The following is a 13,879-nucleotide window of genomic DNA, read 5'->3' on the forward strand; positions in this document are numbered from 1 at the left end:
ATGCAGCCCGGAGAGTACGTCCTCGCCAGCGACCCCGTCGTGTGCAATCCCGGTCGGGAGGCCATCGAGCTCGAGGTCCTCAACAGGGGCGATCGGCCCGTCCAGGTCGGCTCGCACTTCCACTTCGCCGAGACCAATCGGGCGCTCGACTTCGATCGCGAGGCCGCCCTGGGGCGCCGCCTCGACATCCCCGCCGGCACCGCCGTGCGGCTGGAGCCCGGCGACTCGACGACCGTGAAGCTGATCCCGCTGGGCGGCGACCGCGTGGTCCACGGGTTCCGCGACCTGGTCGACGGCCGCCTGGATCCCCAGGAGGCCGCGGACGTCTCCCAGATCAGGTCCGAGGACTACTCGGGCAACCGGCGCCATGCTGCCGGGGACGCTCCGCAGCCGCTGCGCGAGCGCGCCGAGACCGACTACTCCAATGAGACGCGCTGAGCGCGAGAGGACCAGGACGACATGAGCTTCGAGCTGAGCCGCGAGCAGTACACGAGCCTCTACGGGCCCACGACCGGGGATGCGATCCGACTGGCGGACACCGAGCTGTTCGCGCAGATCGAGCAGGACCTGACCACGCCGGGCGAGGAAGCGGTGTTCGGCGGCGGCAAGGTGGTGCGCGACGGCATGGGCCAGAACGGGCAGCTGGTCCGCGACGTCGGCATCCCGGACACCGTGATCACCAACGTGGTGGTCATCGACTGGACCGGCATCTACAAGGCCGACGTGGCCCTGCGCGACGGGCACATCTTCAAGATCGGCAAGGCCGGCAACCCCGACACCATGGACGGCGTCGACATCATCATCGGCGTGGCCACGGACATCATCGCGGGCGAGGGCAAGATCCTCACGGCCGGCGGCATCGACACCCACGTGCACTTCATCAGCCCGGATCAGATCGAGACGGCGCTGGTCTCCGGCATCACGACCATGATCGGCGGCGGGACGGGCCCGGGGGAGTCGACCAAGGCCACCACGATCACGCCCGGCGCGTGGAACATCCACGGCATGCTGCGCTCCTTCGAGCACTTCCCCATGAACTTCGGGCTGCTCGGCAAGGGCCACGGCTCCGCGATCCAGCCCATGGCGGAGCAGATCCGCGCCGGTGCGATCGGGCTGAAGATCCACGAGGACTGGGGCGCCACGCCGTCGTCGATCAACACGGCCCTGGAGGTCGCCGACGAGTACGACGTCCAGGTCGCGATCCACACCGACACCCTCAACGAGGCCGGGTTCGTGGAGGACACCAAGGCGGCGATCGCCGGCAGGGTGATCCACACCTTCCACACCGAAGGCGCCGGCGGCGGGCACGCTCCCGACATCATCGAGCTCGCCTCGCAGCCGAACATCCTGCCGGCCTCGACCAACCCCACGCTGCCCTACACCCGCAATACGGTGGAGGAGCACCTGGACATGCTCATGGTGTGCCACCACCTGCGCGCGGACCTCCCGGAGGACGTCTCGTTCGCGGACTCCCGCATCCGCAAGGAGACGATCGCGGCGGAGGACGTGCTGCATGACATGGGCATCTTCTCCATGACCTCCTCCGACTCCCAGGCCATGGGGCGCGTGGGCGAGGTCGTGCTGCGCACCTGGCAGGTGGCCGATTCCATGAAGCGCCAGCGCGGCAAGCTGCCGGAGGACGAGGGGAGCACGGGCGACAACCACCGGATCAAGAGGTTCATCTCCAAGTACACGATCAACCCGGCGCTGGCGCAGGGGATCAGCGGATCGGTCGGCTCCGTCGAGGTCGGGAAGTTCGCGGATCTGGTGCTGTGGGAGCCGCAGTTCTTCGGGGTGAAGCCGGACATGATCCTCAAGGGCGGAACGATCGTGCACGGGATCGTCGGCGACCCGAACGCATCGATCCCCACGCCGCAGCCGCGCTGGTACCGCAAGGCCTTCGGAGCCTACGGCGCCGCCGTGTCCGGCACCTCGATCACCTTCCTGTCCAGGTCGGCGATCGAGCGCGGTGTGCCGCGCCAGCTCGGGCTGCGCAAGATCGTGCGCGCCTGCTCCGACATCCGGACCCTGCGCAAGGCCGACCTGAAGTTCAACGGCCAGACGCCCGAGCTGGTCGTGGACCCGGAGACGTACCAGGTCTCCGTGGACGGCGAGGTCGTGACCTGCGAGCCGCAGACCGAGCTGCCCATGGCCCAGCGGTACTTCCTCTTCTGAGGTCGTGACCGTTCACCCTGCCCGCGGCGGACGCAGCGTCCGCCGCGGGCAGGACCGACGACGAGAGGAGTCGCGACGATGATCGTGACCGAGCTGCTCGGCAGCATGAACGACGAGGCCGGACGCGCCCTGGTGGGGCAGCGGCACGTCGAGCGAGTGGTCCTGGCGGACGAGGAACTGTCCAAGCGCATCCAGCGAGTGCGCACCGACCACGACCGGGAGATCGGGCTGCGTCTGCCCCGCGGCAGCGCCGATCTGCGCGACGGCGACATCCTGGCCGTCGAGGGCGAGGAGGCCGACGGCAATGCCGTGGTGATCTCGCTGCTGCCCACGGACGTCCTGGTGATCGCGGCGCGCAGCATCGTGGAGATGGCCTTCGCGGCGCACAGCCTGGGCAACCGGCACCTGCCGGCGCAGTTCTTCGACGCGCAGAGCCCGTACGGCGCCGAGGTCATGGTGGTGCGCTACGACCACACGGTCGAGGACTTCCTGGTGCATCACGGCATCCCGTTCGATCGTCAGGAGAGGGTCATGCCCGTGCCTTTCCGCCATGCGGAGCACACGCACTAGATGACGCCGACACCGACCATCGCGGCGGCCTCCGGGCCGGATCCGCTGCTGAGCCTGATGCAGCTCACGGACTCGGCCCTGCCGACAGGCGCGTTCAGCCAGTCGCTGGGCTTCGAGACCTACATGCAGCGCGGGCAGATCCACGACGAGGGCAGCTTCGCCGAGTGGCTGCAGATGTTCGCCGATCAGCAGCTGACCTACACGGATGCTCTGGCCATCCGCCTGGTCTACACCGCGCGCGAGGTGGAGGAGGTCGTCGACCTGGATGAGCTGGCGACCGTCCAGGCGCTGCCGCAGCAGGTGCGCGACGGCGGCATCACCATGGGCCGTCGCCTGCTGAGCATCGGCGCGGCGTCCTACCCGGGCCCGTGGACCACCCGCTGCGCCGAGGAGGTGCAGGCCGGGCGCATGCAGGGCCATCAGGCCGTCGTCTGGGGAGTGCTCGCGCGCGAGCTGGGGATCGAGCAGGACACCGCCGTGGCGGCCCACGTCCAGGCCACGGCGACTTCCCTGACCCAGAACGCGGTGCGCGGCATCCCCCTGGGCCAGAGCGCCGGGCAGCGCATCATCCGCGCTGCGCAGGACTGGACCCGCCGGGCCGTCGAGGTCTCCCGGGGACTGGAGCGCGAGGACCTGGGTGCGATCGCCCCGGGGCTGGAGATCGCGCAGATGCACCACGAGCGTCAGCGCGCTCGGCTCTTCATGAGCTGATGCGCTCGGCGCCGGGTGCGCCGACAAGACACGAAGCACACACAGCAACTGCAGAAGGAGAAACGATGGACCCCGTCATCATCGGCATCGGAGGCCCCGTGGGCGCCGGGAAGACCCAGCTGATCGAGCGCCTGACGCGTGCGATGAGCCAGGAGATCTCGATGGCCGCGATCACGAACGACATCTACACCATCGAGGACGCCAAGATCCTGGCGCGCGAGTCGGTGCTGCCGGAGGAGCGGATCATCGGCCTGGAGACGGGCGGCTGCCCGCACACGGCGATCCGCGAGGACACCTCCATGAACGAGGCCGCGATCGAGGAGCTCAAGCGGCGCCTGCCGGACGTGCGCCTCATCTTCGTGGAGTCCGGCGGAGACAACCTCTCGGCGACGTTCAGCCCCGAGCTGGTGGACTTCTCGATCTACATCGTCGACGTCGCCCAGGGCGAGAAGATCCCGCGCAAGGCGGGGCAGGGCATGATCAAGTCGGACCTGTTCGTGATCAACAAGACGGATCTCGCCCCGCACGTCGGCGCGGACCTGGAGGTCATGGAGGGCGATTCCAAGGTCTTCCGCAAGGACAAGCCCTTCGCGTTCACCAACCTGAAGACGGACGAGGGCCTGGGTTCCGTCATGAGCTGGATCCGCTCCGACGTCCTGATGCTCGACCTTGACTGAGCAGGCTGCGGGCCCCTCGCAGGACGAGCAGTCGCCGAGCGCTCCGCCGACCGGGCAGCTGCGGCTGCGGATCGAGCAGCGCGACGGCCGCTCCTTCGCGGCCCGGCAGTTCCACGACGGCGCGCTGCGGATCCTCAAGCCGCTGCACCTGGATGGCACCGGGCAGGTCTGCTACCCGGTGATCAACCCGGGTGGGGCGTACTTCGGTGCGGACCGCTACGAGCTCGAGCTCGAGGTGGGTCAGGACGCCTCGCTGCTGTCCACCACGCAGTCGGCGACGAAGGTGTACCGGACCCCGCAGGGCCCGGCGCGGCAGGACATGGAGGTCCGCCTGGGCCCCGGGGCGGTGCTCGAGCACCTGCCGGACCAGCTGATCGTCTATCGCGAGGGCTCCTACCGCCAGCGAACGCTCGTGCGGATGCACCCCACCGCGTCGCTGGTCATGGCCGAGATCATCACCCCGGGGTGGTCGCCGGACGGCGAGCCGTTCCGCTTCGACGAGGTGCGGCTGCGCACAGAGGTCCAGGTCGAGGACGACGAGCACCGGCGCCGGCTCGTCGTCGATCAGCTGCGCATGGTCCCTGACGCGGGCCAGGCCATCACCGGCTCGGGAATGATGGAGGGCCGCAGCCACACGGGCCAGCTGCTGATCGCCGATCGGCGCCTGGACGACGAGCTGTACGAGCAGCTGGCCTCGTCCGTGGAGGACTCGGCGACGCTGTCCGGGATCACCCGCGGCGGCCTTCCCCATCCCGACGGCCTGCGGTGCGTCGCGATCCGCTCCCTGGCTGATTCCACGGGCGCGATCGCCGCGCTGCACCGCGGGGTCGTCGACCTGCTGCGGGCCCGTTGGCGCGATCAGCCCCCGCTCGACCTGCGGCGCCCGTGACGACCGGGCCCCGACCCTTCTGCTGCGTCCTGCCGACGCCATGCTGAGAGGCTTCACATGATGAACGCTGTCCGCACCGTGCTGTACGGGATCTCCCAGATCTTCTTCCTGCGCAGCGCTCCCGCCGGAGCGCTGCTGCTGATCGGCATCGCCGTGGCGAATCCCCGCACCGCGGTCCTCGTGGTGATCGGCTGTGCCGTCCAGACGCTGGCCGCATGGGTCATCGGAGAGCGAGAGCTCGTCCGCGACGGGCTCATGGGCTACAACGGCGCCCTGGTCGGCGCAGCGGCCTCGCTGTCGACCATCCATCTCAACGAGACCGCGCTGTCCATCGCCATGACAGTGGTCGGCGCGCTGGCCTGCATCCCGGCCCACCTGGTCCTCCGTGGCCTGTTCGAGACGGACGCGCTGCGCCGCTTCGGACTGCCGGTCTCGACCGCGCCCTTCTGCCTCGTGGCGGGACTGCTCTTCGGCGTGCTGCAGCCGATCGTCGAGCCTGGCATCACGACGACCTCGGCCGGCGCCGTGCAGGGATCGCTGCTCGGGATGCTGAACCCCTTCGCCGAGGTCGTGCTCGCGGACGGCCTGGTCCCGGGGCTGGTGATCCTCGCGGCGCTGCTGGTGGGATCGCTGCGCGTGGGGCTGTGGGGGCTGTTCGGCTCGCTTCTCGCTCTGGTGCTCGGTCTCGTCCTCACCGGCGACATCGTGCCGGTGTCCACAGGTCTGATCGGCTACAGCGCGGTGCTCGTCGCGATCGCCCTGGGGGCGATCTTCTGCCCGGGACGCGGCCTGGTCCACCGGCTGGTCTGCGCGGCGATCGGCGTGGCCGCAGCCGTCGGGCTGCGCTGGGTGCTGGACCCCACCCCCATCCCCACCTACACCTGGCCGTTCCTGCTGGCCATGTGGGCCGTGCTGATCGCAGACGAGCTGCTCTCGCCGCAGCGGCGGCAGTTATCGGACGCGTCGCCGAGCAGCGAACGTGCGCCCGCGTGAGCCGCCCTGCCGCTTCCGCTCCATCGTCCGAGTGGACATCCCGTTGCGCTGTTCAGCCCGACAGCGCAACGGGGCATCCACTCGATGCGGGGGAGACGAGGGACAGGGGCTCACGGTCTGCCGTGCCGTCTGAGATGCCCGACGAGGAGACAGAGATGACTGGTCGTACGCCCATCGGTGGGCAACTGCACCCGCACCGACCAGCCCCTGGAGAGAGGCTCGACACGCACCGTGCGGAGGCCTGCGAGCACACCCCCGGACGTCGATTCAGGCCAGACAGCGGGCACGAGGTCCAGCGCCGGATCACCGACTACTGGGACCAGCGGGCGCGGGAGTACGACCGCCAGCAGCACCGCGAAGCACGCGTGGAGGCGGATCGGATCGCGTGGCGGGGGATCCTTGAGCAGGTGATGCCCGCTCAGCCCCAGGACGTGCTGGATCTGGGCACCGGCAGCGGCTACATGGCCCTGCAGCTGGCGCAGCTGGACCACCGCGTCACGGGGATCGACCTCTCGGAGGCCATGCTCGGGATCGCCCGGGACCGGGCTGCGGAGCTGGGCCTGGCGGTGGAGTTCGGCCTGGGAGATGCTGCCGAGCCTCCGGTGGCGCCCGGTTCCTTCGACGTCCTCGTCAGCAGGTACCTGCTGTGGACCCTGCGCTCGCCCGATGACGCCCTGCGTGCCTGGCGGCGCGCGCTGCGACCGTCGGGGCTGCTCGTCGCGGTCGACGGCCTGTGGTTCCCGCGGGGGATCGACGCGAACCCGACTCCAGGGTTTCGCGAGCACTACGACACTGCCGTGCGCTCGGTGCTGCCGCTGGCCGAGGCCCGCAGCGTCGAGGAGCTCACTGAGCGGATCCGCGCCGCGGGCTTCCGGGACGTGCGGGTGCGTCTGCTCGAGCAGCTGTGGGAGCTGGACCGTGATCGAGGGGTCGTTCAGGGCCACGATCTGGTGCCCCAGCACCTCATCACGGCTCGGCCCTGAGGTGGGACGGCAGCGGATCGCGCGCTGCGGGATCGTCAGTACAGTGAAGGATTCTGAAGCCGAAGGAGGGGCCGCATCGTGACGCAGGAGACGAGCCCGCCAGTCGCGGGCTCGCGGATCGGGCGGGTGCTCTCGCGCAGCCGCCGACGCGCGGTCCTGTGGATCATCGCCCTGGTGGCCGCGCTGTGCGCTGCGCTCGTGCTGGCGGTCGGCGTGGGCTCGGTGAGCATCGGGCCCGTGCGCGTGCTGGGTGTGCTCGTCGAGCATCTGACGGGGGTGGAGATAGGCCCCGGTGCCAGCGCCACGCAGGATGCGATCGTCTGGCAGGTCCGCGCCCCGCGCGTGGTGCTCGCGGCCTTCGTGGGGGCAGGGCTGGCGGTGTGCGGCATGGCCCTGCAGGCGATGGTGCGCAACATGCTGGCCGATCCTCAGCTGCTCGGCATCAGCTCCGGAGCCTCCTGCGGCGCGGCGGCCTCGATCCTCTTCGGGTTCACCCTGGGCGGCGGGGAGCACGCCCTGCAGGCCATGGCCTTCCTGGGCGCTCTGGGAGCCTCCGTGCTCGTCTACGCCACCGCCCGCTCCGGCGGCCGGCTGACCTCGGTGCGGCTCCTGCTGGCCGGGGTCGCGGTGGGCTACGCGCTCAACGCGCTGACGAGCTTCCTGATCTTCGCCAGCGGCAGCGCCGAGGGCACCCGCTCGGTCATGTTCTGGCTGCTGGGCTCGCTGTCGCTGGCCTCGTGGGGCACGCCGCTGGCCGCGGTCGTCGTGATCGCCTCGGCGACCGTGGCCGTGCTGAGCCTGCAGGGGAGGCGCCTGGACGCGCTGGCCCTGGGCGATGACACCGCTCACTCGCTCGGCGTGGCCCCGGAGCGCACCCGGGCCCTGCTGCTGGTGCTCGTCTCGCTGTGCATCGGCGTGCTGGTCGCGGCCTCAGGCAGCATCGGATTCGTGGGGCTGATCATGCCCCACCTGGCTCGGCGCCTGGTCGGCGCGGCCCATACGACCGCCGTTCCCGTGGCGGCCCTGCTCGGGGCACTGCTGCTGACGCTGGCGGATCTGGCCGCACGCACCGCGCTGCAGCCGCAGGAGCTGCCCATCGGCATCATCACCGCGCTGCTGGGCGCCCCCTTCCTCCTCATCCTCATCCGACGCATGCGCGCCGGGTCCTCCTCTCGCTGATCGGAGCTCCATGCACTCGTCGTCCCGTTCTCGCGCCCGCGTCCTGTCGGCAGCCGCCGTGCTGCCGGCGGCCGCGCTTCTGCTCGGCAGCTGCTCCCAGGACCAGGACTCCGAGTCCGACGGAGGCGGCGGGCACTACCCGGTCACCGTGAACAGCTGCGGGGAGGACGTCACCTTCGAGCAGGAGCCGGAGCGGATCGTGCTGCTCAAGTCCGCGTCGGTGCCGGGGCTGCACGAGCTCGGTGTGCTCGACCGGGTCGAGGCCAAGGCCGGGGCCTATCCGCTGGAGTCCTACGACGAGACCACCCGCGAGGAGGTCGAGGCCATCCCTTCGCTGGGCGGCGACGTCGACTCGAGCGGGCATCTGAGCGTGTCCCAGGAGGCCGTGATGGCCCAGGAGCCGGACGTCGTGATGGGACAGGCGGAGAACCTTGATGCCTCCGCGCTGTCGTCGGTGGGGATCCCGCTGCTCGAGGAGCCGGCGCTGTGCCCAGGGGGCATCGAGGATCCCGGGTTCGACGACGTCTACGACCAGCTGCGGCTGTACGGGAAGGTCTTCGACCGCGAGGACGAGGCCGAAGAGTACATCGGCGAGCTCGAGGATCGTGTGGCGGCTGTCGAGGAGCAGGTCGACGGATCCGCCTCGGACCAGGAAGACCCCCTGACCGCCGCGGTGCTCTACCCCACGGTCGGCGGCGGCACCACCTATGCCTACGGCGCCCACAGCATGGCCGCGCCGCAGCTGGAGGCCGCGGGTCTGGAGAACGTGTTCGCAGACCTCGACGAGCGCGTGGCCGAGGTGACTCCCGAGGAGCTGGCCGGGCGGGATCCCGACGTCCTGATCGTCCTCTACTCGGAGGGCGACCCTCAGGCCGTCGAGGACTCGATCTCGGACATCCCCGGCACCGACGGCATCTCCGCGGTCGTCGAGGACCGGATCCTGGCCATGCCGATGAACATGACGGAGCCGGCCACTCCGCAGGCAGTGGACGGTCTGGAGCGGATCGTGGAGGAGTTCCAGCAGTGATCGCGGGGACCGGGCTGTCCTTCTCCTACGGCCGGCGCCCCGCGGTGGACGGGATCGACGTGGTGTCGGTGCCCGAGCGACTCATGGGCCTGATCGGACCCAACGGCAGCGGCAAGTCGACGCTGCTGCGGCTTCTGCATGGTCGCCTGCGGCCGGCTTCCGGGCGGGTGATGGTCGACGGGTGCGATCTGGCCGGGATGAATGCCAGGGATATCGCGCGCAGCATCGCGGTGGTCGTCCAGGAGCACGAGCCCGCGGTCGAGCTCAGCGCGGCGGAGATGGTCATGCTGGGGCGCCTGCCCCGCGGCGGGCTGGGCGGTCCGGCGGCCGCCGATCATGCGGCCGCGGAGTCCGCTCTGGAGCAGGTGGGCCTTCTCGCCCAGGCCGAGCGGCCGCTGTCGGCCATGTCCGGCGGCGAGCAGCAGCGGGTCATGATCGCCCGGGCCATGGCGCAGGAGACGGAGCACCTGCTGCTGGACGAGCCCACCAATCACCTGGACATCCGCTACCAGCACGAGGTGCTCTCCACGGTGCGGCAGCTGCGCCGCACGTCGATCGTGGTGCTGCACGACCTGAACCTGGCGGCGCAGTACTGCGATGAACTGGTGCTGCTGGACCACGGCCGGATCGCCGCCCGCGGGACGCCGGACGAGGTGCTGCGCGCCGAGGTCCTGGAGCCCGTCTACCGCATCGGCGTGCGGCGCTGGGACGACGATGGCATCCACCTCTCCTTCGGCCTCCGAGACTGACTCTCCCCGCCCCGTCCTGCCACCCCGCCGAGTGGATACTCAATTGCGCAATTCGGCCCTTCTGCGCAACTGGGCATCCACTCGGCCGGGGGGGCTGGAACGACGGCAGCGGAAAGTCCGGTTCGATCAGGCGATCAGGGGCCCGACCAGCAGCGCCAGACCCAGCAGCAGCCAGCCCACGGGGAAGATCCAGCACAGGACCTTGCCCGTCCGGTGGGCCACATTGAGCGTCCAGTTCGACGGCTGGTTCTGGACCATCAGCGGAAGCTCGGGGTCATCGACCAGACCCGGGATGCGCCATCGATGCAGGTCCTCTCGCGAGTGCTCGCCGAGGGGGATCTCGAGTGCGTCGAGCTCGCGCAGCACGTCAGCCCGGCTTCCGCGGAGGCAGGCGGCGGCGATCAGAGGCAGAGCCAGCATGGAGGCGCCCAGCAGCCAGGTACCGCGGATCTGCCCTGAGCCGTCTGCCCAGCCGGCCACGCTCGTCGCGCAGATCGCGGTGCCCAGCGGCAGCAGGGACCAGGCCACGGCGGCGGCGAGGCGGCGGTTCTGCACATCCATGCGGATCAGCGGTCCCAGTCCATCGGCGAAGGGGGTCCGGGGACGAGGTCGGCCCACTGCGGTGACCAGCGTCGTCAGGCCCGAGGCGAACAGGACGCCGCTGGCCCCCAGCAGCGGGCCGACCAGCACCGAGCCTAGGGTCTTGGGCTCCCAGCGGGTGACCTGGCCGTCGGCGTCGGTGTGGGCGGCGACCTGCTCGGGGATCCGGTCCCACCATGCGGCGCACAGCAGCAGCGTCGCGACCAGCACCGCGGCCATGACCACGGAGGGCACCAGCGGCGAGGGCATGCCGTCGACGTGCAGCTCGTAGCCGCCCTCCTCGACCGTCCGCGCCCACTCGCCCTTCGGCAGGCCGTCGGAGTCCGCGGGGCGGTCCCGGGATGCTGGCAGGGCGGCGGATCGGTCGGAGCTCACCGCGCCATCCTCCCCCCCCCTGCCGAGTGGATACTCAGTTGCGCTGTTCGCCCCGATAGCGCAACTGAGTATCCACTCGGCGGGAGGGGAGGGGCGCGTAGGGTCGGTGCATGACGCATGTGGAGATCAAAAAGGTCCGCGACGAGCCATCCTCGGACGACGGCGTCCGGCTGCTCGTCGACCGCCTCTGGCCGCGCGGGGTGTCCAAGGCCGACGCCGAGCTCGACGGCCATCCCAAGGACGTGGCCCCCAGCACCGACCTGCGCAAGTGGTTCGACCACGACCCGAAGAAGTTCCAGGAGTTCGGCGACCGCTATCGCGCAGAGCTCGACGACAACGACGCAGCCCATGACCTCGCCGCCAAGCTGCGCGATGAGCGCCCCCAGCAGGTCACGCTGCTCTACGGCGCCAAGGACGACGAGCACAACCACGCGATCGTCCTGCGCGACTGGCTGCGCGACCACCTCTGAGACCGCCGAGTGGATCCTGGGTTGCGCTGTTCGCTCCCTCTGCGCAACTCAGTGATCACTCGGCGAAGGGGGAGGGGCGGCGGGCGCGGCGGATCATGTCGATCAGCGCCGGGCGGTGGCCTCGAAGGTCCTCTGCGGTGACCCGCAGCTCCTGCCACCCTGCCGCCTCGGTGAGCCGACGCCGCAGGATGTCCTTGCGCAGCTGATCCCCGCGGGCATGATGCGGCCCCTCGGCCTGCAGGCTCAGCCGATCCTCGTCATCGGCCAGATCGGGCCAGAAGCAGGATCCGTTCGGCGCGCTCACCTCCAGATCGGTGACCCAGCGGGTCTCCCCGAAGCGCTCGAGGCACAGGCGCGCCTCGGTCTCCAGCGCGGAGTCGACGGCCGCCGCCGTGCGCTGCAGGGCGCGCTTGATCCGAGCGACTCCGCGCACTCCCGGCAGCTCGCGCAGTTCTCGCTCGAGCTGCTCTCGAGACCTCAGTGCCGGCAGATCCTTCCGGATGCCGGTGGTGTGGGTGCAGATGATGCCGTCGAGCACGGCGACCAGGGCGTCGTCGTCGAGCAGCGGCCAGCGGCCCTGAGCGGCACCGGCCAGATCCACTGCGGTCCGCGCAGGGGAGGTGACGACGACGCCCTCGAACTCGATCAGCGGAGTCAGCCGGGGCAGCAGGCGGTGGGCGATGATCCCGGGAGATCGCATGAGCAGTTTGGGATCGGGGGAGACCAGGTGAATCGGCCAGGCCATGCGCAGCCGGTTCGGCACCCGCAGACCGAGCAGCGCCGCAGCCGTCACGTGACTGGCCGCCGCCCCGGGCTGGGCCTGGAGCATGGCAGGCAGCAGGCGGCGCAGCTCCCGGACATGGTCGGCTACCGCATCGCGCTGGCCGGCCTGCCAGACCCCGCGAGAGACCCGCACATAGGGCCCTCGTGTCAGCTGAGCGGGGCTGAGACCGGCGACGGCCGCCTGAGCGGTGGTGAAGGCGTGCTGGGACAGCGACTCCGGCACGACATGAGGCGGTTTTCCCATGGCCGCAACGGTGCCGCAGCGCGCCGCCGTCGTGGGGCCGGGATCGGACTCTGTGCAGTGCGCGTGGGGGCCGGCCTGTGCAGGGCAGCCCTGTGGAGCCGCTGCCCTCCCGCCCCCTCCCCGCCGAGTGGATGCCCAGTTGCGCTGTTGGGGCGAACAGCGCAACTGAGCATCCACTCGGCGGGGAGGGGAGGGGAGAGTGGGACTCGGTGGGCGTGGATGTTCGGGCAGGGCGTCGGTAGCGTCAGGGACAGACAGGACGGGCGGTGCAGGTCGGGCCCGTCGACGCACAGCAACGAAGGAGCGCAGGACATGGACGCAATGAAGACGAACGCCGCCGGACGCCAGATGGTCGCCGTGGTCACCGGGGCCTCGACCGGGATCGGCGAGGCCACCGCACGACGCCTGCGCGCCGACGGCTGGATCGTCTACGCCGTGGCGCGGCGCGCCGAGCGCCTGGAAGCGCTGGCTCAGCAGACCGGGGTGATCGCGGCGGCGACCGATCTCACCGTGCAGGAGCAGGTCGATGCCCTGCGCGATCGCGTGCTGAGCGAGCAGGGCGCCCTGGACGCACTGCTGAACATCTCCGGCGGCGCGCGCGGCACCGACCGGGTCGCGGATGCCAAGGACGAGGACTGGCAGTTCATGTACGACGTCAACGTCATGGGCACCATGCGCCTGATCCGCGCCTTCCTGCCGGCGCTGCGCGACAACGGCGAGGGCACTGTGCTCAACCTGACCTCGATCGCCGGCTGGCGGGCCTACGAGGGCGGCTCCGGCTACAACGCCGCCAAGTTCGCCGAGCGCGCCATGACCGAGGCGCTGCGCCTTGAGGAGGCCGAGAACAACCTGCGGGTGATCGAGGTGGCCCCGGGTCTGGTGCACACCGAGGAGTTCTCGCTGATGCGCCTGGGCGGGGATCAGGCGGCCGCGGACAAGGTCTACGCGGGGGTGGACAAGCCGCTGACGGCCGAGGACGTGGCCGAGGTCTGCGCCTTCTCGGTGAACCTGCCGCACCACGTGGACCTGGACACGATCACCGTGAAGCCGGTGGCCCAGGCCGCCCCGCACAAGATGATCCGGAGCAGCTGAGGAGCCTTCAGCGGGTGTAGGCGGAGGAGCCCTTCAGCGGGTGTAGGCGGTGCCGGTGACCTCGCAGCCGTCGTCCGAGTGGAAGGCCTGGACCTGGGAGAGGAAGGAGCCGGCGTCGGTGCCGTCGCAGGCGCTGTGGACGTTGGAGGCATAGGCGCCCACGCCGGCCAGGACGCTGAGCACCAGCAGGAAGGCGAGCACTGCGCTGAGCAGAGCTCGGCCGTTGAGAGCATCGGTCATGCGGGCACCTCCTGCACTGCTGTCTGCGACCCTCGGACGATCACTCCCTGCGATCGTCGCCCCCGGGGCGCGGTGCCGCCGCCTGCGGCACCTGTCGGTCGGCTGCGGCTCCCTCCGCTGCA

The 13,879-nt window shown here is 70.5% G+C and carries 16 protein-coding genes; 13 read left to right on the plus strand and 3 right to left on the minus strand.

The features are described 5' to 3' along the window. The 11 genes from JOE55_RS12600 to JOE55_RS12650 all read left to right on the plus strand — a co-directional run bounded on the left by JOE55_RS12600 (position 1) and on the right by JOE55_RS12650 (position 9,953). Positions 1–438, plus strand: coding sequence for an urease subunit beta (locus JOE55_RS12600; RefSeq protein WP_024290660.1), 438 nt, complete (start codon positions 1–3; stop codon positions 436–438). Between the two features lie 21 nt (positions 439–459). Then, a complete protein-coding gene (ureC, locus tag JOE55_RS12605) occupies positions 460–2,175 on the plus strand; it encodes an urease subunit alpha (protein WP_006215158.1) in 1,716 nt (571 codons plus the stop codon). Positions 2,176–2,253: 78 nt separating this feature from the next. Beyond that, positions 2,254–2,745 (plus strand): urease accessory protein UreE, encoded by a 492-nt coding sequence (gene ureE / locus JOE55_RS12610; protein WP_024290658.1) that lies wholly within the window; start codon positions 2,254–2,256, stop codon positions 2,743–2,745. Continuing rightward, positions 2,746–3,456 carry an urease accessory protein UreF gene (locus JOE55_RS12615; RefSeq protein WP_053447244.1) on the plus strand — a complete coding sequence of 237 codons (711 nt, stop codon included), beginning with the start codon at positions 2,746–2,748 and terminating at the stop codon, positions 3,454–3,456. It begins immediately after the preceding gene. 65 nt (positions 3,457–3,521) lie between these two features. Further along, a complete protein-coding gene (gene ureG / locus JOE55_RS12620; RefSeq protein ID WP_204783098.1) occupies positions 3,522–4,133 on the plus strand; it encodes an urease accessory protein UreG in 612 nt (203 codons plus the stop codon). Continuing rightward, complete coding sequence (locus JOE55_RS12625; protein WP_204783099.1) at positions 4,126–5,022, plus strand: urease accessory protein UreD; 897 nt, start codon at positions 4,126–4,128, stop codon at positions 5,020–5,022. The genes ureG and JOE55_RS12625 overlap by 8 nt, the downstream gene beginning before the upstream one ends. Positions 5,023–5,079: 57 nt before the next feature. Next, complete coding sequence (locus tag JOE55_RS12630; RefSeq protein WP_204783100.1) at positions 5,080–6,015, plus strand: urea transporter; 936 nt, start codon at positions 5,080–5,082, stop codon at positions 6,013–6,015. Positions 6,016–6,170: 155 nt separating this feature from the next. After that, positions 6,171–6,998, plus strand: a complete 828-nt coding sequence (locus JOE55_RS12635) for a class I SAM-dependent methyltransferase (RefSeq protein ID WP_204783101.1) — start codon at positions 6,171–6,173, stop codon at positions 6,996–6,998. A gap of 78 nt (positions 6,999–7,076) precedes the next feature. Then, positions 7,077–8,177, plus strand: coding sequence for an iron chelate uptake ABC transporter family permease subunit (locus tag JOE55_RS12640; protein ID WP_204783102.1), 1,101 nt, complete (start codon positions 7,077–7,079; stop codon positions 8,175–8,177). Positions 8,178–8,187: 10 nt separating this feature from the next. Next, positions 8,188–9,204 (plus strand): ABC transporter substrate-binding protein, encoded by a 1,017-nt coding sequence (locus JOE55_RS12645; protein WP_204783103.1) that lies wholly within the window; start codon positions 8,188–8,190, stop codon positions 9,202–9,204. Beyond that, a complete protein-coding gene (locus tag JOE55_RS12650) occupies positions 9,201–9,953 on the plus strand; it encodes an ABC transporter ATP-binding protein (RefSeq protein WP_204783104.1) in 753 nt (250 codons plus the stop codon). Before JOE55_RS12645 ends, JOE55_RS12650 begins: the two co-directional genes overlap by 4 nt. 126 nt (positions 9,954–10,079) lie before the next feature. On the opposite strand, the gene JOE55_RS12655 is transcribed toward JOE55_RS12650, so the two are convergent. Further along, positions 10,080–10,928, minus strand: coding sequence for a DUF1648 domain-containing protein (locus tag JOE55_RS12655; protein ID WP_204783105.1), 849 nt, complete (start codon positions 10,926–10,928; stop codon positions 10,080–10,082). A 110-nt stretch (positions 10,929–11,038) separates the two neighbouring features. Between JOE55_RS12655 and JOE55_RS12660 the strand changes: the two genes are divergently transcribed. Next, positions 11,039–11,398 (plus strand): DUF488 domain-containing protein, encoded by a 360-nt coding sequence (locus JOE55_RS12660; protein ID WP_024290648.1) that lies wholly within the window; start codon positions 11,039–11,041, stop codon positions 11,396–11,398. A 55-nt stretch (positions 11,399–11,453) separates the two neighbouring features. Here JOE55_RS12660 and JOE55_RS12665 read toward each other — a convergent pair whose 3' ends face one another. After that, positions 11,454–12,425: a hypothetical protein gene (locus JOE55_RS12665; RefSeq protein ID WP_204783106.1), complete on the minus strand. Its 972-nt coding sequence runs from the start codon at positions 12,423–12,425 to the stop codon at positions 11,454–11,456. 312 nt (positions 12,426–12,737) lie between these two features. Here JOE55_RS12665 and JOE55_RS12670 point away from each other — a divergent pair, with 312 nt between their 5' ends. Continuing rightward, positions 12,738–13,517 carry an SDR family oxidoreductase gene (locus JOE55_RS12670; RefSeq protein ID WP_058871010.1) on the plus strand — a complete coding sequence of 260 codons (780 nt, stop codon included), beginning with the start codon at positions 12,738–12,740 and terminating at the stop codon, positions 13,515–13,517. 33 nt (positions 13,518–13,550) lie between these two features. Here the strand turns inward: JOE55_RS12670 and JOE55_RS12675 are convergent, their stop codons facing one another. Next, positions 13,551–13,757: a hypothetical protein gene (locus JOE55_RS12675; RefSeq protein WP_006214623.1), complete on the minus strand. Its 207-nt coding sequence runs from the start codon at positions 13,755–13,757 to the stop codon at positions 13,551–13,553. Positions 13,758–13,879 lie beyond the last annotated feature (122 nt).

Origin of the sequence: Kocuria palustris (genome assembly GCF_016907795.1) — a bacterium.
Lineage (GTDB): Bacteria > Actinomycetota > Actinomycetes > Actinomycetales > Micrococcaceae > Kocuria > Kocuria palustris.

What these genes read in the sequence shown, in the direction of transcription:
- ureC (WP_006215158.1), top strand. Translation starts at nt 460, where the DNA reads ATGAGCTTCGAGCTGAGCCGCGAGCAGTACACGAGCCTCTACGGGCCC.
- JOE55_RS12615 (WP_053447244.1), top strand. Translation starts at nt 2,746, where the DNA reads ATGACGCCGACACCGACCATCGCGGCGGCCTCCGGGCCGGATCCGCTG.
- ureE (WP_024290658.1), top strand. Translation starts at nt 2,254, where the DNA reads ATGATCGTGACCGAGCTGCTCGGCAGCATGAACGACGAGGCCGGACGC.
- JOE55_RS12665 (WP_204783106.1), bottom strand. Translation starts at nt 12,425, where the DNA reads ATGGGAAAACCGCCTCATGTCGTGCCGGAGTCGCTGTCCCAGCACGCC.
- JOE55_RS12675 (WP_006214623.1), bottom strand. Translation starts at nt 13,757, where the DNA reads ATGACCGATGCTCTCAACGGCCGAGCTCTGCTCAGCGCAGTGCTCGCC.
- JOE55_RS12645 (WP_204783103.1), top strand. Translation starts at nt 8,188, where the DNA reads ATGCACTCGTCGTCCCGTTCTCGCGCCCGCGTCCTGTCGGCAGCCGCC.
- JOE55_RS12660 (WP_024290648.1), top strand. Translation starts at nt 11,039, where the DNA reads ATGACGCATGTGGAGATCAAAAAGGTCCGCGACGAGCCATCCTCGGAC.
- JOE55_RS12600 (WP_024290660.1), top strand. Translation starts at nt 1, where the DNA reads ATGCAGCCCGGAGAGTACGTCCTCGCCAGCGACCCCGTCGTGTGCAAT.
- JOE55_RS12670 (WP_058871010.1), top strand. Translation starts at nt 12,738, where the DNA reads ATGGACGCAATGAAGACGAACGCCGCCGGACGCCAGATGGTCGCCGTG.
- ureG (WP_204783098.1), top strand. Translation starts at nt 3,522, where the DNA reads ATGGACCCCGTCATCATCGGCATCGGAGGCCCCGTGGGCGCCGGGAAG.
- JOE55_RS12630 (WP_204783100.1), top strand. Translation starts at nt 5,080, where the DNA reads ATGATGAACGCTGTCCGCACCGTGCTGTACGGGATCTCCCAGATCTTC.
- JOE55_RS12635 (WP_204783101.1), top strand. Translation starts at nt 6,171, where the DNA reads ATGACTGGTCGTACGCCCATCGGTGGGCAACTGCACCCGCACCGACCA.